The 18,726-nt window shown below is 63.1% G+C and carries 20 protein-coding genes; 6 read left to right on the top strand and 14 right to left on the bottom strand.

Annotation, left to right across the window (positions count from 1 at the left end; translation table 11 throughout):
- Positions 1 to 15: 15 nt before the first annotated feature.
- The 3 genes from lhgO to HBO05_RS28585 form a co-directional block, all read right to left on the bottom strand.
- On the bottom strand, positions 16 to 1,209 hold the full coding sequence (gene lhgO, locus HBO05_RS28595; protein WP_169957047.1) for an L-2-hydroxyglutarate oxidase: 1,194 nt from the start codon (positions 1,207 to 1,209) through the stop codon (positions 16 to 18).
- A 109-nt stretch (positions 1,210 to 1,318) separates the two neighbouring features.
- Positions 1,319 to 2,029, bottom strand: coding sequence for a FadR/GntR family transcriptional regulator (locus tag HBO05_RS28590; protein ID WP_172314962.1), 711 nt, complete (start codon positions 2,027 to 2,029; stop codon positions 1,319 to 1,321).
- Between the two features lie 54 nt (positions 2,030 to 2,083).
- Positions 2,084 to 3,304: an MFS transporter gene (locus tag HBO05_RS28585; RefSeq protein ID WP_172314960.1), complete on the bottom strand. Its 1,221-nt coding sequence runs from the start codon at positions 3,302 to 3,304 to the stop codon at positions 2,084 to 2,086.
- Positions 3,305 to 3,423: 119 nt separating this feature from the next.
- Between HBO05_RS28585 and HBO05_RS28580 the strand changes: the two genes are divergently transcribed.
- Positions 3,424 to 4,329, top strand: coding sequence for a LysR family transcriptional regulator (locus HBO05_RS28580; RefSeq protein WP_172314958.1), 906 nt, complete (start codon positions 3,424 to 3,426; stop codon positions 4,327 to 4,329).
- 28 nt (positions 4,330 to 4,357) lie between these two features.
- Positions 4,358 to 5,041 carry a GNAT family N-acetyltransferase gene (locus tag HBO05_RS28575; RefSeq protein ID WP_169957050.1) on the top strand — a complete coding sequence of 228 codons (684 nt, stop codon included), beginning with the start codon at positions 4,358 to 4,360 and terminating at the stop codon, positions 5,039 to 5,041.
- A 180-nt stretch (positions 5,042 to 5,221) separates the two neighbouring features.
- Here the strand turns inward: HBO05_RS28575 and HBO05_RS28570 are convergent, their stop codons facing one another.
- From HBO05_RS28570 to HBO05_RS28545, 6 genes are all read right to left on the bottom strand, one after another.
- Positions 5,222 to 5,620 carry a hypothetical protein gene (locus tag HBO05_RS28570; RefSeq protein ID WP_170043224.1) on the bottom strand — a complete coding sequence of 133 codons (399 nt, stop codon included), beginning with the start codon at positions 5,618 to 5,620 and terminating at the stop codon, positions 5,222 to 5,224.
- 32 nt (positions 5,621 to 5,652) lie between these two features.
- Positions 5,653 to 6,909 (bottom strand): 3-phosphoshikimate 1-carboxyvinyltransferase, encoded by a 1,257-nt coding sequence (gene aroA / locus HBO05_RS28565; protein ID WP_169957052.1) that lies wholly within the window; start codon positions 6,907 to 6,909, stop codon positions 5,653 to 5,655.
- A 102-nt stretch (positions 6,910 to 7,011) separates the two neighbouring features.
- Positions 7,012 to 7,569 (bottom strand): UPF0149 family protein, encoded by a 558-nt coding sequence (locus tag HBO05_RS28560; RefSeq protein WP_172314956.1) that lies wholly within the window; start codon positions 7,567 to 7,569, stop codon positions 7,012 to 7,014.
- A gap of 84 nt (positions 7,570 to 7,653) precedes the next feature.
- On the bottom strand, positions 7,654 to 8,346 hold the full coding sequence (locus tag HBO05_RS28555) for an anti-sigma factor (RefSeq protein ID WP_169957054.1): 693 nt from the start codon (positions 8,344 to 8,346) through the stop codon (positions 7,654 to 7,656).
- Entirely contained in the window at positions 8,343 to 8,882 is a 540-nt protein-coding gene (locus HBO05_RS28550; protein WP_169957055.1) for a sigma-70 family RNA polymerase sigma factor, read from the bottom strand. The genes HBO05_RS28555 and HBO05_RS28550 overlap by 4 nt, the downstream gene beginning before the upstream one ends.
- Before the next feature lie 91 nt (positions 8,883 to 8,973).
- Positions 8,974 to 9,495 carry a DUF3455 domain-containing protein gene (locus tag HBO05_RS28545; RefSeq protein ID WP_172314955.1) on the bottom strand — a complete coding sequence of 174 codons (522 nt, stop codon included), beginning with the start codon at positions 9,493 to 9,495 and terminating at the stop codon, positions 8,974 to 8,976.
- Between the two features lie 203 nt (positions 9,496 to 9,698).
- On the opposite strand from HBO05_RS28545, the gene HBO05_RS28540 reads away from it, so the two are divergent.
- Positions 9,699 to 10,484 (top strand): sulfite exporter TauE/SafE family protein, encoded by a 786-nt coding sequence (locus tag HBO05_RS28540; protein WP_172314953.1) that lies wholly within the window; start codon positions 9,699 to 9,701, stop codon positions 10,482 to 10,484.
- Between the two features lie 135 nt (positions 10,485 to 10,619).
- Here the strand turns inward: HBO05_RS28540 and pcsA are convergent, their stop codons facing one another.
- Both pcsA and HBO05_RS28530 read right to left on the bottom strand, forming a co-directional pair.
- Positions 10,620 to 11,342, bottom strand: a complete 723-nt coding sequence (gene pcsA / locus HBO05_RS28535) for a phosphatidylcholine synthase (RefSeq protein WP_172314951.1) — start codon at positions 11,340 to 11,342, stop codon at positions 10,620 to 10,622.
- A gap of 150 nt (positions 11,343 to 11,492) precedes the next feature.
- On the bottom strand, positions 11,493 to 12,431 hold the full coding sequence (locus HBO05_RS28530; RefSeq protein WP_170043227.1) for a class I SAM-dependent methyltransferase: 939 nt from the start codon (positions 12,429 to 12,431) through the stop codon (positions 11,493 to 11,495).
- Between the two features lie 192 nt (positions 12,432 to 12,623).
- On the opposite strand from HBO05_RS28530, the gene mdeB reads away from it, so the two are divergent.
- A complete protein-coding gene (gene mdeB / locus HBO05_RS28525; protein ID WP_172314949.1) occupies positions 12,624 to 15,302 on the top strand; it encodes an alpha-ketoglutarate dehydrogenase in 2,679 nt (892 codons plus the stop codon).
- 83 nt (positions 15,303 to 15,385) lie between these two features.
- Here the strand turns inward: mdeB and HBO05_RS28520 are convergent, their stop codons facing one another.
- The gene (locus HBO05_RS28520; protein WP_172314947.1) at positions 15,386 to 15,874 is read right to left on the bottom strand and encodes a DUF1289 domain-containing protein; all 489 of its coding nucleotides are present in this window, start codon (positions 15,872 to 15,874) and stop codon (positions 15,386 to 15,388) included.
- A 36-nt stretch (positions 15,875 to 15,910) separates the two neighbouring features.
- Positions 15,911 to 16,801, bottom strand: a complete 891-nt coding sequence (locus HBO05_RS28515; protein ID WP_170043230.1) for a LysR substrate-binding domain-containing protein — start codon at positions 16,799 to 16,801, stop codon at positions 15,911 to 15,913.
- Between the two features lie 112 nt (positions 16,802 to 16,913).
- Here HBO05_RS28515 and HBO05_RS28510 point away from each other — a divergent pair, with 112 nt between their 5' ends.
- Both HBO05_RS28510 and HBO05_RS28505 read left to right on the top strand, forming a co-directional pair.
- Positions 16,914 to 17,924, top strand: coding sequence for a zinc-binding alcohol dehydrogenase family protein (locus tag HBO05_RS28510; protein ID WP_169957064.1), 1,011 nt, complete (start codon positions 16,914 to 16,916; stop codon positions 17,922 to 17,924).
- Positions 17,925 to 18,007: 83 nt separating this feature from the next.
- Positions 18,008 to 18,307, top strand: coding sequence for a putative quinol monooxygenase (locus HBO05_RS28505; protein WP_169957065.1), 300 nt, complete (start codon positions 18,008 to 18,010; stop codon positions 18,305 to 18,307).
- Positions 18,308 to 18,346: 39 nt separating this feature from the next.
- Here the strand turns inward: HBO05_RS28505 and HBO05_RS28500 are convergent.
- On the bottom strand, positions 18,347 to 18,726 hold a 380-nt coding region (locus HBO05_RS28500), incomplete at its 5' end, for a ribonucleotide-diphosphate reductase subunit beta (RefSeq protein ID WP_170058888.1).

Here is an 18,726-nt window from a genome sequence, read left to right as displayed (position 1 = left end):
CTCCTACAGGGGTATTTAGTTGGGGCTGAACATGCGGTCGGCGATCATTTCGCCAATCGGAATGGCCGAGGTGGCTGCCGGTGAGGGCGCGTTACACACATGCAACATGCGCGGCGTCTGGGCGAACAGGAAATCGTGCACCAGGCTGCCGTCGCGCATCACCGCCTGGGCGCGGATCCCGGCTTCGTAGGGCAGCAGGTCGTCGAGTTCCAGGGACGGGCAATACTTGCGGCATTGCTCCAGGTAGCCGGATTTGAACAACGAGTTCTTCATTTCCACGCTGCCCGAGCCAAGGTTCTGCCAGATGGTTTTCCAGAACCCGGGGAAGCGCGCGTACTCGGCCACATCCTTCCAGTTGACGGAAAACTTCTTGTAGTTCTCCCGGCCCAGGCCCAGCACGGCATTGGGGCCGACGGTGACGCTGCCATCGATCATGCGGGTCAGGTGCACCCCCAGAAACGGCAGTTCCGGATCGGGGATCGGGTAGATCAAGTGGTTGACGATGTTGTTCTTTGACGCGGGCAAGCGGAAATACTCGCCCCGGAACGGGATGATCTGGTGGTCGATATCGATCCCGGCCAGGGTTGCCAGGCGGTCCGATTGCAGGCCGGCGCACACCACCAGGTGCCGCGCCTGCCAGGCACCGTCGTGGGTGCTGACGGTGACTTTGTCGCTGTCTTCGGCAATCGCCGTCACGGTTTTTTCCAGGCAGATCTCACCGCCATTGCGGCGAATCACCCCGGCCATGGTTTCGCAGACCTGGCGGTAGTCGACAATCCCGGTGGCATCCAAAAACAACCCGCCCAGGCCGACAATGTTCGGCTCGCGGGCACGCAACTGCTCGGCGTCGAGGCGCTCGACCTTCATCCCGTTGAGTTGCGAGCGCGCATAGAGTGCTTCCATGCGCTGCACTTCCAGGGCGGTGGAGGCCACCAGCAACTTGCCGCACACCTCGAACTTGATCCCATGTTCGCGGCAGAACTGTTTGGTGGCCTCGGCGCCGCGCTTGCACAGGTCGGCCTTGAGGCTGCCCGGCGCGTAATAGATGCCGGCATGGATCACGCCGCTGTTGTGGCCGGTCTGGTGCTTGGCCAGCAACGCTTCCTTTTCCAGGATCACCAGGGACGCGTTGGGCTGGCGCTTGAGCAGCTCCATCGCGGTGGCCAGGCCGACAATGCCGCCGCCGATGATGCAAAAGTCATAAATCATGTGGGCTACCTAAATCAGTACATTTCAGTCTGCTTATCAGGTTGTCAGACTAATGTTTTTGTTAAAAAAACGGCGCGCCCGCAGGCACGCTTTATCGGTCTTGGGTCGATCAGTGGGTAGCGGGCAGCTCCAGTTGCAGGCGCTTGGCGGCCGCGCGCAAATGCGCTTCGGCGGCCGCGGCGGCGCCTTGGGGATCGGCGTCGACGATGGCCTGGTACAGCGCCTGGTGTTCCTGGGTGGCATCGGCCGAGCCGCTGGCAAAGCGCGAGGCGGAGTTTTCCCAGGCGGTCTTGCGCGCGCTGGCCAACTGGCTGCGCAAAAAGTCGTGGAAGGCGACGAAGTATTCGTTTTTGCTGGCGTCGGCGATGGCCCGGTGAAACTCCACGTCGGCCAGCGCTGCAGCTTCAAAGTCGGCGCGCTTGTCGTGCATTTCCTGCAAGGCGCGTTTCATGCGCTGCAGGTCGCCCGCGTCGCGGCGTTGGGCAGCAATGGAGGCCGCCTGGGTTTCGATCCACAGGCGCACCTCGAACATTTGCGCGAGGTCAGGGCGCCGGCCGTTCTTTTCCGGAAAGCGGAACACCGTGCCGGCCGGGGTCTGCGAAATAAACGAGCCCAGGCCACGCCGGGCGGTCAGTACGCCATCGGCCTTGAGCTGGGCAATCGCCTCGCGCACCACCGAACGGCTGACATTCAGCTGTTCCGCCAACTGCTGCTCGGTAGGCAGGCGCGACTCGGGCGCCATTTGTCCGGAGTCAATCTCGGCCCGTATGGCGCTGACAACACGCACGACGAGGGAATCTGGACGCTGGAGCTCAAGCATGGCAAAACCTAGGTAATCAGGTTGTCAGACAATAGCCGTTACGATTTTCCCTTGTCAAGGCGCCGTGCTGGCTTGCAGCGTTTTTACCCGGCGCGTGAAGGCCAACAGCAGCGCCAGTACGACCAGCCCCGAGGCCACCCCGAAGGCCATGTGCAAGCCCTGGCCGACCGCTGGTGGCAGGGCAGAATGGATATCGCCCGTGCCCCAGGCAAACACTGCACCCAGTGCCCACGCGCCGATTATCAGGCCCAGATTGCGCGACAGGTTCAGCCAGCCTGCAATCACCCCGCGTCGACCCGCCGACACATTGCTCATCACCGCCGTGTTGTTGGCCGCCTGGAATTGCGCGTAGCCCAGGGTGAGGATCACCAGCGCGCCGATGTAACCGGCGGCGTCCAGGGGCATCAACGCCAGCACCAGGCTGCCGGCCAGCATGCAAAGCAGGCCACCCAGCGTGGTGGCGTAGCTGCCGCAGCGGTCGGTCAGGCGCCCGGCCGGTACACCCGCCAGCGCCGCGCTACAGGGGCCGACGGCCATGGCCAGGCCCATTTGCGCGGGGTCGAGTCCGAGGCCATGGCTCAGGTAAAACGGCCCGGCGACCAGGGTGGTCATCATCACCGCCGCCACCAGCGTACTCATGCCAAGCCCGGCGCCCAGGGCGCGGTCATGGAGTGTCGCGAATACACTGAAGCGGCCAGCGCCCGAGGCTTGTGGATCGCTATCGGCCGGTGTGCCTCTTACCAGCACACAAGCGAGGGCGGCCAACGGCAGCATCACTAGAAACAGCGCGCGCCAGCCAGACGCGGCAATCAGCGCGCCACCAATGGCCGGCCCCAGGCCGGTGCCTACCGCCGACAGGGTCCCCAGCAACCCCATGACGCGCCCGGTCTGCTCTTTGGGGACGGTGGCCGCGACCAGCGCCATGGTCATTGCCAGCATGATCGCCGCGCCAAACCCTTGCAGTGCCCGCGCCGCGACCAACATGCCCAGGGACGGCGCGGTACTGCACAGGGCACAGGCCACGGCGAACACCAGCAGGCCCGCCAGCAGCAGGCGGCGATGGCCGAAGCGGTCGCCCAGACGGCCCACGCCTACCAGCACGGCAGTGGTCGCCAGCAAGTAGCTCAGCACCACCCACTGCACCGCGGCAAAGGTTGCAGCAAAGGCCTCGGCCATCTGGGGCAGGCCGACATTGGCAATGCTGGTGCCCAGCGAGGCCAACAACATGCACAGCGACAAACCGGCGAGTGCGCCGCGTGGGGTAGGGGATGTCATGGGATGTCCTCGTGCTGCACCGTGGCCGTTGCCCGCAATCTACGGCGTCGCCTAACATGGCGGAAGACGCATCGGTTGCACTCTATACATGCGTCAAACGCCTGATGAGGATTGCCACCGTGTCGCTGCCTGACTTCAACCTGCTGATTACCCTGGACGTACTGCTCACCGAAGGCAGCGTCGCCCGTGCCGCCCAGCGCCTGGGCCTGAGCCCCTCGGCCATGAGCCGCGCGTTGGCGCGGCTGCGCCAAACCACCGGCGACCCCTTGCTGGTGCGCGCCGGCCGTGGCCTGGTGCCGACGCCACGCGCCCTGCAACTGCGTGAGCAGGTCAGCCAACTGGTGCAGGATGCCCAAGCGCTGTTGCGGCCGCTGCAGGTCCTGGACCTCAAGGGCCTGGTGCGCACCTTTGTGCTGCGCACCAGCGAAGGTTTTGTCGAAAGTTTCGGCCCGGCGCTGATCGCCCGTGTCGCCGAACAGGCACCCGGGGTGCGCCTGCACTTTGTGCACAAGCCCGGTGCAGCGCTGCGCGACAGTGGGGTGGACCTGGAAACCGGCGTGGTCGATAGCACGGCCAACCCGGAAGTGCTGACCCAGTTGCTGTTTCGCGACCGTTTTATCGGCGTGGTGCGTGCCGGCCACCCACTGAGCCAGGGCCCCATCACCACCGCGCGCTACGCCGCCGGCCGGCATATCTATGTGTCGCGGCGCGGGCGCGAGCGTGGGCAGATTGACGATGCCCTTGAGGCCTTGCACCTCACGCGGGACGTGGCGACCATCGTCACCGGGTTCTCCACGGCCGTGGCCCTGGCGCAAAGGACCGACCTGATCGCCAGCGTTCCCGAGCGCTATACCCGCGGCCTGCGCGATGGCCTGTGCAGTTTTGCCCTGCCGGTGCAAGCCCCTGAGTTCAGCGTGGCGATGCTCTGGCACCCACGCCTGGATGCCGACCTCGCGCATCGTTGGTTGCGCGGCTGTTTGCGCGAGGTGTGTGGCGCAGAACAGGTACAATCCCCGCTGCCTTGATTGCGAAAGACCAGGAAACAGGAATTCGATGTTCACCCTTACCCACTACGCCAGCCCATGCCCCGAGCCCGTCAACAGCCAGATCCTGCAGATGGTGGTCGACTACCTGACTGATATCAGCATGGTCGCCATCCCGCCGAGCAACCTGCTGTACAACGTCTACCAGTATGCAATCGGCTACGAAGTGCACCTGTACCTGGAAGCGGTGGGCGGGGCCAAGGGCATTGCGGTCGAGCTGATCGTCGCGATGGATGAGCAGGACCCGGCCAAGGTCATCGGCTTCTTGCTGTACCTGCCGGTCAAGGACGATCCCGAGGCCTGCGGTGTGGCCTATATGGCCGTGCATGCTAGCCACCGCCGCCAGGGCGTGGCGCGGGCGATGATGGACGAGATGCTCGGCCGCTACCCCCATGGTGAATTGACCTGCGCGGTGGAAAAAGTCCCGGCGTTCGAAGCCATGGGTTTCCAGGTGCGCGGCGTGCGTGGCACCCAGGTGTTGATGAACACCCGCGACTACAGCACCGATGGCCTGATGGGCGTGTTGGATGTGGCGTCGATCTACAGTTCGCTGGAGGTGCGGCAAATCCACACCTACCTGCTACACAAACACGGCAAGCGCGCGATGATCGATGCCGAGAAACAGCGTGACCGGCATTTCGACCAAATGACCCGCAAGGCCCAACTGTTCGTGCAAACCCGCTGCGCCCTGTAGGAGACGGCAAGCCGTAATGTCGTTCAGTTAAGCGCAGATCCCCTGTGGGAGCGGGCTTGCCCGCGATGGCGTCATGTCAGTCGGTATATCTGTTGACTGACACTCCGCTATCGCGGGCAAGCCCGCTCCCACATTTGATCTGCGCTGCTTTGAGCATTGCGTTCGCTTAACTGAATGGCATTACAGGGTTGGGCTGTCGCGGAAAAGGTCGTGGGCATCCAGCAGCCGATAGGCAATCTCCGGCCGCTTCTCCATCCCTTTGCGGATTGCTGCCGGAATCGACTGCCGGGTCTTGCGACACAGGCCCGGCAGTTCGTCGATGACGATCTGGATCCCGCGCATGCTTTTGACTTCGGTATGCCCCGGGGCGATGTGCACGCGGATGCCCAGTTGCTGGTGCATCAGCTGTTGCATGCGTTCCAGGTCGGCCAGGCTTTGCAGGTTTTCCAGGCGTTCGAGCAGCTTTTTTTCTTCCTGGCGGGTCAGTTGCAGGATGCGCTGGTCGGTGCCGGGCGCCTCGAGCAGTTGCTCGCGCTCGCAGTCACATACAGCAGGTGGGCAGGGCTGGCGAATTGTCATGATCACTCCCTCCCCACGCTGGTGCTGACGGCTCAGTAGGTCAGTTGCACGCCCAGGCTGCCCAGGGCGTTCCAGTACTCAGGATAGGTCTTGCCCACGCAGTCCGGGTCCTGAATCTTGATGCCCGAGACTTTCAGCCCCGCCAGCGCAAAGCACATGGCGATGCGGTGGTCGGCGTGGGTGTCGATCAGCGCGGTGCACGCAGTGCCGGCCAACGCCGGATCGCTGGCGACCAGCAAGTCGTCACCGATGATGGTCGCCAGGCCCGGGCGAATTTCGTTGAGGCCGTCATGCAGCGCCTGGACGCGGTCGCACTCCTTGACCCGCAGGTTGGCCAGTTCGGTGAAGCGCACCGGCGTATTGTTGAACGCCGCCAGCACCGCCAGGGTCGGGATGGCGTCCTGCATCTGCGAGCCGACCACCGTGGCCGGCATCTGCGGGAACTGGGCGATCACGGCCTGGGCCTTGGCGTCGGGCTGGGTGAAATCCTGTGCGGCGACGCCCAGGTCGATGCTGCCGCCGGTCAGCACTTCGGCGGCCCACAGATAGGTGGCGGCAGAAGCGTCGGGTTCGATCAGGTAATCATTGGCGGTGTAGCCGGTCGGGGCCACGCGCCAGGTGCTGTCGTTGACCACTTCCACCTGGGCGCCAAACGCGCGCATGCAATCGAGGGTCAGGTCGACATAACCACGGGCGCCGATGTCCTTGCCGGTCAGGGCCACCTCGATCGGGGCCTCGCCGCAGGCCGCGAGCATCAACAACGCCGACACGTACTGGCTGGACAGGCCGCCGTCGATCTCGAAGCGCTTGGCCTGCACCTTGCCGCGACCATGCACGGTCACGGGCGGGCAGCCGGTGGGGCTTTGTACCTGGATGCCGTTCTGGTTCAGGGTCGCCAGCAGCGGGCCGATAGGACGCTTTTGCATGTACGCGTCGCCATCCAGTACCACGCTGCCGTCCACGGTCGCCACGGCGGCTGTGAGAAAGCGCATCGCGGTGCCGGCGTTGCCCAGGAACAACGGTTGCGCCGGCAGTTGTAGCTTGCCGTGGCCGGTGACGACAAAGGTCACGTCATCCGGCTCATCAATGGTCACGCCCATCTGCCGCAAGGCCACGGACATATGCCGGGTATCGTCGCTTTTCAGCGCGCCGCTCAGGCGGCTGGTGCCCTTGGCCAGGGCCGCCAGCAGCAGGGCGCGGTTGGTGATGGATTTGGAGCCGGGAGGCGCTACCTTGCCGTGCAATGGAAAGTTGGGCGGTGTCACGGTCACGGTTTTCTGCGAACTCAAGGTACAAGGCTCCTGATTCAAGGCGCGGTGGCTGGGAGTGGCCGGCTGGCGGAGACGAATAATCGACCATCCGGCACGGCAGGGTCAAATCGTGGCGCAGGTTTAACCGCGCTGGCTCAACCAATAGGCATGCAAGGCCCTGGCGGCCGGTTCGATGCGCGCGACGTGTTGTTGGTGGGCCGGGACATCCAGGTCGGCCGGCAATTCGAAGTTGTCCTGCTCGGCGCACCAGGAGATGGCTTCCAACTGTGCCGCCTGTTCGCTCGGCAGGGGCGGCCATTCGCTGATCGCGGCGCCACGGATATAGCCAAAGCACCATTCCTCGGCGAGGGTCAGCGGCTGGTCCTGGTGTTCGGTTTGTTCAAAACGCGCCTGGAAACCCTCGGCATCGCTGGCCAACTGCAGGGCAATGCTATTGAGATGGCGGGTGCACAGGTCGATGAACTGCCCCAGCTCATCCTTGCTTTCCCAGGCTGGGATCTGCCCACCCCAGATGGCCGGGAACCAGATGGCAACGTCCACCGGTGCCGGGCCGGACACCAGGGCGGTGAAGTAACCATCGAGCTCGGCCAGGTTCAACACCGAGTTGTCGTCGCCGTACTTGAGCAGAATGTCTTCGATGAACTCGAAATCGGCAGGGGCGAGGGCTTGGTCGTGCATGAACATATCCTTTGAGCGTCAAGCGCCGCAGTTAAGGCGGCGTAAAACGCGGAGGATGGCGCGAGTCGGCGTTTTAATCCAGTGCTAGATCACCTTCACCGCGCGGCCAATCGCCTGGATCGGCCCGGTCGGCTTACCGGTCGGCGAGCCATTGGGGCCTTCCAGGGTCATCTCGAACAACTGGTTCGGCGCCAGCGGTGGCAGTTTGTCCAATGGGATCGACAGGCTCTGCCCCGGCTTGACCAGCCCCAGGGAAACCGGGGCTTGCCAGTCCTCACCCTTGGTCCAGAATTCCAGTGCCTTGTCTGCCGGTATTTCCATCACGCCCAGGGGGATCAGTTGGATTTGCTGACTGTCGCTGGCCTGGACCACCCAGCCGGGCGCCTGGCTTTGCGGGGCCATCAGCACCACCACGTAGGCGGTAGGGTTGACGGCAGCGGGGCGGGCCAGCAGCAGCGCGGCCAGGACCAGGCTGGCCAACAAGCCAGCACCGGCCAGGCCACGCCACAGCGCCAGCAGGTTCCACCACGGCACCGACGGCGTATCGCCCACCGCGCGATGGCCCAGGCTGCGCTCAATGCGCCGCCACAGGTAGGGCGACGGCGCCACCGGCGCGGCCAGTTCGGTCAGCGGCAACAGGCGCTGTTCCCAGGCATCCACCGCCGCCCGCAAGGGCCCATCGTGCTCCAGCCGTTGCTGCACGTGCAGGCGTTGCTCGGCTGCCAGGGTGCCCAGCACGTATTCGCTGGCCAGTTCGTCCAATTCGTCGGGAGTCATGCCATGCACTCACGCAAGGCCGCGAGGCTGCGTTTGATCCAGGCTTTGACAGTCCCCAGCGGGGTGCCCAGTTTCTGTGCGATTTCACTGTGGGACAGGCCGTCGACATACGCATGCAAGATACAACTGCGGCGCGACGGCTCCAGGTGTTCCAGGCACTGGTAAACCTTGGCGCTACGGGCGCGGTATTCGAAATGCGCGGCGCTGGATTCAGCCACCAGTGTGTGTTCATGCTCGTCGCTGAGCGCGACTTCACGGCCCGTTTTACGCATGACGTTGAGCGCCATATGCCGGGTCACGCTATACACCCAGCCACGGGCCGAACCCCGGCGCGGGTCGAAGCCGCCGGCGCCGTTCCAGATGTTGATAAACGCCTCATGCACGATGTCCTCCGCCAGCGCCGTATCCCGCGCAATGCGCTTGGCCACGCCGAGCAGCCGGGCGCAATCCTGTTCGTACAACTGACGCAAGGCGTGCTGTTCGCCGCGGGCGCAGGCCAACAGGCAGGCTTCATAGTCAAAGAGAGGTTCGGGCAAGGACTGGGGCCGCCTTTTCAGGGTCAATCCCCGGCCGCGAATGGCCGGGGTGCTAGCGCAGCAGCTTAGACGAGTTTTTTTGCCAGGCGCATTATTTGGCCGCCCAGAAGATGTAGTCCGCCTGGTACTTCACCACTTCCTGCTTGCCCTTGTTGGCGGTGCTGCATTCGGCGCTCGGCGCCACGCCACCTTTGAGTGCCACGCGCTGGATATAGCTGACACCGCTCATTGCACCCTTGCCTTCGGCGGGGTTGGCCTTGACCAGTTGATAGGGCAGGTTGCCCGCGCTGGACGGCGCTACGGCCAGTTGCGTGCCGGTGACTTTCGAACCGTCCTGGGCCTGCCAGGTGGCGGGCGGGCCGAAGTAGGTACCCACCTGCTTGCCGCTACGATCATTGAGTACTGCCTTGGGGCCGACGAACACCCATTCGGTCTGGCCGGCAGCGTTGGCCTTGTCGCGGCATTCGTAGGTGATTTCGCCGACACCCGTGGTTTGCATGGTCACCTTGTGGCCATCCGGCACTTTGATGCTGTCGGGCAGGGTGGCCTGGGCAAAGGCTGTTGGGGCGGCGATAAGCAGGCAGGTCAGGCAGAGCAGCGGTTTAGAGTTCATTGGTGTCTCTCCATAAGGGTGAACAGCAAAGCAGCGCAAGGGCTACTTCCTGTACTACTCATGGCGCGGCTGACTGGATGCACGGCGCGACAAATAAATCTGTGAGCTGAAAAAGGAATAAAGTCAGATCGTATTGATATAAGTCGTTATAAGAAAAATCGCTATGCTGCCGCCAGAATTTTATAAGGCCGCAGGTAGTTGTAATGGATGTGGGTAATTTTGGTTTTGTAGTTGCAGGCCTGATCGTTGGTTTTATCGTCGGTATGACCGGCGTCGGGGGTGGGTCGCTGATGACTCCGATCCTGTTGTGGTTTGGCATCAACCCGGCCACGGCCGTGGGCACCGACCTGCTGTATGCAGCCATCACCAAGTCCGGCGGGGTGCTGGTGCATGGCAAGAACAGGAATATCGACTGGACCATCACCGGCTGGCTGACCCTGGGCAGCGTGCCGGCGGTGTTGCTGACGTTGTGGTTCCTCAAGAGCCTGCACACCGATCCGAGCGCGATGAACGAGGTGATCAAGCAAGCCCTGGGTGTGGTGCTGTTGCTGACGGCCCTGGCGATTCTGTTCAAGAAAAAACTCTTGGCCTTTGCCCAGCACCATGCAGGCGACCACTACCATATGAGCCCGCGCAATCTCAACGGGCTGACGGTATTCACCGGTGCGATCCTCGGCACCATGGTCGCCCTGACGTCCATCGGTGCCGGCGCCCTGGGCACCGTGGCGCTGTTTATCCTGTACCCGTTCCTGGCCACCAAACGCCTGGTGGGCACCGAAATCGCCCACGCAGTCCCGCTGACCCTGGTCGCCGGCCTAGGGCACGCGAGCATGGGCAACATGGACTGGCATTTGTTGGGGTTCTTGCTGATGGGGTCGCTGCCGGGGATCTACGTTGGCAGCCACATGTCAGGCCGGGTGCCGGACGAACTGCTGCGCCCGTGCCTGGCGGTGATGCTGGGGTTGATTGGTTTCAAGCTGGCGTTCTGACCCTGCCCACACTCTGTTATCGATCGCAGGGTGTCAGGTACCGAGCGTTATCGTTGAGGATTATCGCTGGCAAGCCAGCTCCTACAAGGGATTGTGCTTTTGTAGGAGCCGGCTTGCCGGCGATGGCGCCGCACATCATGCCTTACGCGATTTATCCAACCACTCCACTGCCGTGCGCCAGATACAAATCCCCAGGAAGTACGCCGACATCAACAACCACAGGCCCATGGTCAACGTGTTGGTGTACGGCCGGTCGATCACCAGCAACAGGCTGCACAGCAGCCACACCGTGGTCACCGCAATATTGATCGGCATAAAGCGCTTGACCCGGAACGGGTGCAGGAACTTCATCGGCGTGACTGTCAGCAGCGCCAGGCCGATCACCGTGGCCAGGGTGATCCAGCCGTCCGGATCGATGATGTAGACACACAGCGCCACCACGTTCCAGGCCGCCGGGAAGCCTTGGAAGTAGTTGTCCTTGCTCTTCATATTGACGTTGCAGAAGCAGAACAGCGATGACACCAGGATCACCGAGACGGTGAACAGGTGGGTGAAGTCCGGCAGGTCGATATAGCGGTAGATGAACAGCGCCGGGATAAACACATACGTGAGGTAATCGATCACCAGGTCGAGCACCGAGCCATCGAAGCTTGGCAGCACGGTCTGCACATTGACCCGCCGCGCCAGCGACCCGTCCACGCCATCCACGATCAACGCCAGGCCCAGCCACAGCAGGCAGGCCTTGGGCTGGTTCTCCAGCAGCGCCAGCGTCGCGAGGAAGGCCAGCACCACGCCGGTGGCGGTAAAACCATGGGCGCCCCAGGCTTTGAGTCTGGCTACATGCAGGGTCGATATCACAGGGGCGTTCTCCAAAAGGTGAAACAGGGCAGCCGACGGCGAGTTAGCGTCGAATCTGGCCAAGGGATGCAAGTATCGACCGGGAAGGTGGGGATAAGGTTCACCACCACGGCGTTAGGTCTAGGGTAGCAAGCGTTGACGGATTCGGCATCAGCCCTGACGGAACACCAGGGCCTTCAAGCCACTTTGCGGATCGATATCAGGAAATTCCGGTGGGTTTGCCAGGCGCTGCTCAAAGCGCAGCCCCGGTGCTTCGCGGGTGACGCCCTCGATGAGGAAATCTTCGCCCAGCGCCGGGTCATTCATGCAGGCCAGTACCGTGCCTTGGGGCGTCAGCAGGTCTGGCAGGCGGCGTAGTACGCGCTGGTAATCCTTGGTCAGCAGGAAGCTGCCTTTCTGGAAGGACGGCGGATCGATGATCACCAGGTCATAGGGGCCGTTGCCGGTGACCTTGGCCCAGGACTTGAACAAGTCGTGCCCCAGGAAACTCACCTTGCCCAGGTCATGGCCATTGAGCCGGTGGTTGTCGCGACCCCGGCTCAGGGCGCCACGGGCCATATCCAGGTTGACCACATGCTCGGCGCCGCCCTCGATGGCGGCCACGGAAAACCCGCAGGTGTAGGCAAACAGGTTCAATACCCGCAGGCCATGGGCGTGCTCGCGCACCCAGTTGCGCCCGTAGCGCATATCCAGAAACAGCCCGCTGTTCTGCTTTTTGCCCAGGTCGATGCGATAACGCAGGCCGCCTTCGGTGATGGTCAATTCGTCGACCATCTGCCCCCACAACCATTCGGTGGTGCTTTGCGGCAGGTAGCGATGTTGCAGGGCCAGGGTGTGGGCGCCGGCCTGTTGCCATTCGCCGCTTTCGCACAGCTCGCGCAACTGGTGTTGCAAGGCTTGCAACTGCGCAGGCTCTGGCTCCTTGAACAACGAGACCAGCACCACGCCTTGCAGCCAATCCACGGTCAATTGTTCCAGGCCCGGCCAGCAGCGGCCCCGGCCGTGGAACAGGCGCCGGGTTTCTGTGGGCACGTCGCGCAGGGCTTCGAGCAAAAGGGAATGGAGCAGGGCGAGGGCGTCTGGGGTCATCGGGCAGCGTCGATCATTAAACGGGCGGCATTTTAAACACAATTGCGGTGTTTCAGGTGGTTGGAGCACAACGTGCTTTTAATCAGCTGTGTTTAAGCGTTTTGTGCTGCAAATCGCCGCGCCACCTGGCCAGAACAGTCAAAAAATCCTTTTGGGCAGACATAAACTGGAAAAAACAGCTCGGAGGTGCCCATGAACGGTTTCGTAAAGACAGTCAATCAAACAGCCATTGACCAGCAAGAGCTCACCGAGTGGCGCGAAGCCCTGGACTCCCTGGTACGCCACGCAGGCCCCGAACGTGCGCGGGAGATCCTCGATATGCTGGCCGACGCCGGCAACACCCCGGCCATCGGCTGGAAGCCGCGCCATGGCACGCCCTACATCAACAGCATCAGCGTTGCCCAGCAGCCGCACTTTCCCGGCGACCTGGCCACCGAAGAGCGCCTGGCCTCGCTGGTGCGCTGGAACGCCCTGGCCATGGTGGTCCGCGCCAACCAGGCCTATGGCGAATTGGGTGGCCATATCGCCAGCTATGCCAGCGCGGCGGACCTGTTCGAGGTGGGCTTCAACCATTTTTTCCGTGCGCGCCACGACAACGTCGGCGGCGACCTGGTGTTCTACCAGCCGCATTCCGCGCCTGGTATTTACGCGCGGGCGTTTCTTGAAGGCCGCTTGAGCGAGCAGGACCTGGCCCACTATCGCCAGGAGCTGGGCGCCGTCAAGGCCGGTGCCCGTGGACTGTCCAGCTATCCGCACCCGTGGTTGATGCCGGACTTCTGGCAGTTCCCCACCGGCTCCATGGGGATTGGCCCGATCAGTTCGATTTTCCAGGCGCGCTTTATGCGTTACCTGCACCATCGTGGCTTGCAGGACACCACCGACCGCCACGTCTGGGGCGTGTTCGGCGACGGCGAGATGGATGAGCCGGAAAGCATGTCGGCCCTGACCCTGGCGGCCCGCGAAGGCCTGGACAACCTGACCTGGGTGGTCAACTGCAACTTGCAGCGCCTCGATGGCCCGGTGCGTGGCAATGGGCGGATCATTGACGAACTGGAGGCGCTGTTTGCCGGTGCTGGCTGGAACGTGATCAAGCTGGTCTGGGGGTCGGATTGGGACGCCTTGCTGGCCAAGGATGAGGATGGTGCGTTGGTGCGCACCTTGTCCCAGACCGTGGACGGGCAGTTCCAGACCTTTGCCGCCAAGGACGGTGCCTATAACCGCGAGCACTTCTTCGGCCAGAGTGAGTCCCTGGCCAAACTGGTGGCCGGCTTGAGCGACGAGCAGATCGACCGTCTCAAGCGCGGCGGCCACGACATGCTGAAAATCCATGCGGCCTATCACGCCGCGCGGCGGGTCAAGGGGCGCCCCACGGTGATCCTGGCCCAGACCAAGAAGGGCTTTGGCATGGGCGAAGCCGGGCAGGGCAAGATGACCACCCACCAACAGAAAAAACTCGACCGCGATGCGCTGATCGCCTTTCGCAACCGCTTCCAGCTGCCCCTGAGCGACGAGCAGGCCGAATCCCTGAGCTTCTACAAACCCGCCGCCGACAGCGCAGAGATGCGCTACCTGCACCAGCGTCGCGCCGCCCTCGGCGGCTATGTGCCCAGCCGCAGCCAGCACGCCGAGCCGGTGCCTGTGCCGCCGGTGAGTGGCTACGGCGGCTTCGCGACCCAGGCCGAAGGCAAGGAAATGTCCACTACCATGGCCTTTGTGCGCATGCTCAGCAATTTGCTCAAGGACAAGGCCCTGGGCCCGCGGATCGTGCCGATTGTCGCCGACGAGGCACGTACCTTCGGCATGGCCAACCTGTTCAAGCAGATCGGCATCTACTCCAGCGTCGGCCAGCGCTACGAGCCCGAGGACATCGGCTCGATCCTCAGCTATCGCGAAGCCACCGACGGGCAGATCCTTGAGGAAGGCATCAGCGAAGCCAGTGCTATCAGTTCCTGGGTCGCGGCGGCTACCAGTTACTCGGTGCATGGCTTGCGCATGCTGCCGTTCTACATCTACTACTCGATGTTCGGCTTCCAGCGCGTGGGCGATCTGATCTGGGCCGCCGCCGACCAGCGCGCCCGGGGCTTTTTGCTCGGCGCCACGGCAGGGCGGACCACCTTGGGCGGCGAGGGCTTGCAGCATCAGGACGGCAGCAGCCATCTGATGGCGGCGACCGTGCCCAACTGCCGCGCCTACGACCCGGCATTCGCCGGCGAATTTGCGGTGATTCTCGACCATGGCATGCGCCAGATGCTTGAGCACGATGTGGACGAGTTCTACTACGTGACCCTGATGAACGAAAACTACCCGCAGCCGAGCCTGCCCGAGGGCGTCGAGGCGGCGATCATCAAGGGCATGTACCGCCTCGATGGCAGCGCCGGGGCCAAGGTGCGCCTGCTCGGTTCCGGCACCCTGGTGCGCGAGGCCCAGGCCGCCGCGCAGTTGCTGGCAGACGATTGGCAGATCGCCAGCGAGGTGTTCAGCGTGACCAGCTTCAGCGAACTGGCCCGCGATGCGCGCGAGGTGGAGCGCTGGAACCGCCTGCATCCGCTACAAGAACCGCAGCGCAGCCACCTGGCGACCTGCCTGCCCGAGGGTGCGCCAGTGGTTGCAGTGTCGGACTACGTACGCGCCGTGCCACAGATGATCGGTTCCTACCTGGGTTCCAGCTACACCGTGCTGGGCACCGATGGCTTCGGGCGCAGCGACACCCGTGCGGCGTTGCGCGACTTCTTCGAGGTGGACCGCCACCACATCGTGCTTGCCGCGCTGGCCGCCCTGGTGGAGCAGGGCAGCCTGGAGGCGCAGGTGTGCCAGCAGGCGATTGAACGTTACGGCCTGCACACCGAGCGTGCGGCGTCCTGGACCCACTGACACCTCAAGGTATATGAGGACTCATTGTAGGAGCGGGCTTGCCCGCTCCCACACAAGCCCGCACACAGGGTTTGTGGTGTGCCTTAGAGAGTGGCTATCAACTGAGGCCCAAACGCCTCACGCAAAAAATCCGGCGCGATATAGCGCTGGTAATGCGCCTCCGATAGCAGGAAAAACTCCCGATCAATCGCATCACGCAAATCCGCCAGGTGCCGCTCACGAAACTCGGGCAGTAACACCAACCCGTACGCATCCAGCCGGGAAATCACCCGTGCGCCTCGGGCAATCAACTGATAGGCCCAGCAATACGGCGACTGGTGCGGCATAAAGCGGATCTTGCGCTCCTCCAGCTGTTGGCGCAGGCGCGCAGGATCAAACACCTCCAGCTTGCTGGCCATGACCTGCACCAGCAACTGTTCGAGGCGCAGCCAGACCGCTTGTTTTTCCTCGGTGCTGTAGCCGTTCCACTGAATGACTTCATGGTGATAGCGCTTGCAGCCACGGCACACCAGGTCGCCATACACGGTGGAACACAGGCCGACGCACGGCGTCTTGATGGTTTGATTGGACATAAAAACCGCGTCTTTCCTAATCCACTGCAAAAGGGTTCACGGGCGCTCCATGGCGCTGAACTGTTGGTTCAACCATTGATACAACTGGGTGACCGCCCGCGACATCTGCCCACGATGGGGGCAGGCGAAACTCAAGGGGTACACATCCCCGGCAATCTCTGGCAGCAGCACCACCAAGCGCTGCGCCTGGACATCGGCGTACACATCCAGCCAGGTCTTGTAGGCGATGCCTTCGCCGGCCACGGCCCAGCGCCGTACCACATCGGCGTCGTCGCTGAACAAGGGGCCCGCGACCTGCACGGTCTGCCCGCCCAACTCCCAGCGGTCATGCAGACGACTGTTTTGCAGGTACAGCAGGCACGGGTGGTGCGTCAGTTCGTCGGTGGACGCGGGGGCGCCGTGGCGCGCCACGTAGTCCGGCGAGGCCACCAGCACCCGGCGGTTCCAGGGCGCCAGGGGCAGGGCGATGTAGTTGGCGTCCTCGTTCCAGCCATAACGCAGGGCCACGTCCACCGGGTCGCGAAACAGGTTGGTGACCTGGTCCGACACCAAAAAGCGCAAGGTCAGTTCTGGATGCAGGCGGCGGAACTCGGTGAGCATCGGCAGCAGGATGTTGCGCCCCAGGTCCGACGGCGCGGCGATCTGCAACGTGCCCCGCAGCGGCGCGTCATCGCCGCGCAAGCGTTCGCGGCCCAGCTCCAACTGCTCCAGCACGCTGCGGGCGGTGGGCAGGTACTGTTCGCCTTCGGCGCTCAGGCGCAGGCTGCGGGTGGTGCGGGTAAACAGCCGTACTTCCAGCTCGCGTTCCAGGCGCTTGATCGCTGCCGCGACCTGGCCCGGCAACAGGTTGGCCTCCACCGCAGCGGCGGTGAAACTGCCCAGGGCGGCGCTGCGCAGGAACAGCCCGAGATCATCGATGCGGATCATTTTCACTCCAGAAATGAAAGTGTTGCTGCATTTTGTCGATTTTTCTTCGTCCTGGGAACGGTAAAAATGCACGCCATCGAGGGCCATCGTCCCTCATCACTCGTGAGTTCCCATGAAAGCAATCACCTTTACCGAACATGGCCTGCCCATCGACGACCCACGTTCGCTGATCGACGTGAACATCAACGCCCCCCAGCCAGGCCCTCGGGACCTGCTGGTGGAAGTGCAGGCTGTGGCGGTCAACCCGATCGATACCAAGGTGCGCGCTGGTACCTACGCCCAGGAATCGAAAATCCTCGGCTGGGATGCAGCGGGTATCGTGCGCCAGGTCGGTAGCGACGTGAGCTTGTTCAAGCCAGGCGATGCGGTGTACTACGCAGGTTCCTTGATCCGCGCAGGCAGCTACAGCGAATTCCAGGTGGTCGATGAGCGCATCGTTGGCCACCGGCCACGCACGCTGGACGCGGCCCACGCCGCTGCCTTGCCGCTGACTTCGATCACTGCCTGGGAGTTGCTGTTCGACCGCCTTGGTGTGACTGAAGGCGCAGGCGAGGGTGATGTGCTGTTGGTGGTCGGGGCCGGTGGTGGCGTGGGGTCGATCCTGGTGCAACTGGCCCGCCAACTCACCAAAATGACCGTGATCGGCACCGCCTCGCGCCCGGAGACCATCGAGTGGGTCCAGCGCATGGGCGCCCATCATGTGATCGACCATAGCCGGCCGATGCTGGCCCAGCTCCAGGCATTGGGGGTCGATGGGGTCAGCCATGTCGCCAGCCTCACCCATACCGAGGAGTACCTGGCGCAATTGGTCGAAGTGCTGCGCCCCCAAGGGCGGCTGGGGTTGATCGATGACCCGGACAGCCTGGACGTCATGCCGCTCAAGCTCAAATCCCTTTCCTTGCACTGGGAGCTGATGTTCACCCGCTCGCTGTTTGAAACGGCGGATATGATCCAGCAGCACCACCTGCTCAACCGGGTGGCGCAGTTGATCGACCAAGGCGTGTTGCACACCACTCTCGGTGCGCATTTTGGTGCGATCAACGCGGCCAACATGCGCAGCGCCCATGCCCTGGTGGAAAGCGGCCAGGCGCGGGGTAAGATTGTGCTTGAGGATTTCCAATGAACACCCTGATCAAAGCCCTGGGCTTATCGCTGTGCGTAATGCTCGCCGCATGCGCCAGCCAACCTACCAATGGAGTCGCCAGCATGAGCAAACCCCTGATATCCATCGCCGTACTCAAGGCCAAGCCGGGCCAGGAACAAGCGCTCAAGGCCGGCCTGCTGGCCTTGGTCGAGCCGACCCGCACCGAGCCAGGCAACCTGGATTACGTGCTGTTCGAACTGCGTGATGAGCCGGGCACGTTCTATATGCGTGAAGCGTTCAAGAACCAGGCGGCCCTCGATGCGCATTTTGCGATGCCGTACTTCCAGCGCTTTGCCGCCACGGCGGATGACTTGCTGCTGGAACCTCTGAAGCTGATCTTTCTTGAGCAAGTCTCCAACTGATGCGTGCGCCATCGCCGGCGAGCCGGCGATGGCCTGCGATCAATCCCAGCTCAACGCCCCACCGGTCTGATACTCGATCACCCGGGTCTCAAAGAAGTTCTTCTCTTTCTTCAAGTCCATGATCTCGCTCATCCACGGGAACGGGTTGGTGGTGCCTGGGTATTCTTCCTTCAAGCCGATCTGCGACAGACGACGGTTGGCGATGAACTTGAGGTAGTCCTCCATCATTGCCGCGTTCATGCCCAACACGCCGCGCGGCATGGTGTCGCGCGCGTATTCGATCTCCAACTGAGTCCCTTGCAGGATCATCTGGGTCGCTTCTTCCTTCATCTCGGCATCCCACAGGTGTGGGTTTTCGATTTTGATCTGGTTGATCACGTCGATGCCGAAGTTCAGGTGCATCGACTCATCGCGCAGGA

Source organism: Pseudomonas sp. WS 5079 (assembly GCF_012985465.1).
GTDB lineage: Bacteria > Pseudomonadota > Gammaproteobacteria > Pseudomonadales > Pseudomonadaceae > Aquipseudomonas.
Note: the sequence above shows the minus strand (reverse complement) of the source record. Positions and strands in the feature narration are given on the sequence as shown.

Excerpts from the sequence above, each read along its gene's own strand:
- HBO05_RS28510 (WP_169957064.1), top strand. The coding sequence starts at position 16,914 with ATGAAAGCAATCACCTTTACCGAACATGGCCTGCCCATCGACGACCCA.
- HBO05_RS28575 (WP_169957050.1), top strand. The coding sequence starts at position 4,358 with ATGTTCACCCTTACCCACTACGCCAGCCCATGCCCCGAGCCCGTCAAC.
- HBO05_RS28515 (WP_170043230.1), bottom strand. The coding sequence starts at position 16,801 with ATGATCCGCATCGATGATCTCGGGCTGTTCCTGCGCAGCGCCGCCCTG.
- HBO05_RS28555 (WP_169957054.1), bottom strand. The coding sequence starts at position 8,346 with ATGACTCCCGACGAATTGGACGAACTGGCCAGCGAATACGTGCTGGGC.
- lhgO (WP_169957047.1), bottom strand. The coding sequence starts at position 1,209 with ATGATTTATGACTTTTGCATCATCGGCGGCGGCATTGTCGGCCTGGCC.
- HBO05_RS28505 (WP_169957065.1), top strand. The coding sequence starts at position 18,008 with ATGAGCAAACCCCTGATATCCATCGCCGTACTCAAGGCCAAGCCGGGC.
- HBO05_RS28540 (WP_172314953.1), top strand. The coding sequence starts at position 9,699 with ATGGATGTGGGTAATTTTGGTTTTGTAGTTGCAGGCCTGATCGTTGGT.
- HBO05_RS28560 (WP_172314956.1), bottom strand. The coding sequence starts at position 7,569 with ATGCACGACCAAGCCCTCGCCCCTGCCGATTTCGAGTTCATCGAAGAC.
- HBO05_RS28545 (WP_172314955.1), bottom strand. The coding sequence starts at position 9,495 with ATGAACTCTAAACCGCTGCTCTGCCTGACCTGCCTGCTTATCGCCGCC.
- HBO05_RS28570 (WP_170043224.1), bottom strand. The coding sequence starts at position 5,620 with ATGACAATTCGCCAGCCCTGCCCACCTGCTGTATGTGACTGCGAGCGC.
- HBO05_RS28590 (WP_172314962.1), bottom strand. The coding sequence starts at position 2,029 with ATGCTTGAGCTCCAGCGTCCAGATTCCCTCGTCGTGCGTGTTGTCAGC.
- mdeB (WP_172314949.1), top strand. The coding sequence starts at position 12,624 with ATGAACGGTTTCGTAAAGACAGTCAATCAAACAGCCATTGACCAGCAA.
- HBO05_RS28530 (WP_170043227.1), bottom strand. The coding sequence starts at position 12,431 with ATGACCCCAGACGCCCTCGCCCTGCTCCATTCCCTTTTGCTCGAAGCC.
- HBO05_RS28520 (WP_172314947.1), bottom strand. The coding sequence starts at position 15,874 with ATGTCCAATCAAACCATCAAGACGCCGTGCGTCGGCCTGTGTTCCACC.
- HBO05_RS28585 (WP_172314960.1), bottom strand. The coding sequence starts at position 3,304 with ATGACATCCCCTACCCCACGCGGCGCACTCGCCGGTTTGTCGCTGTGC.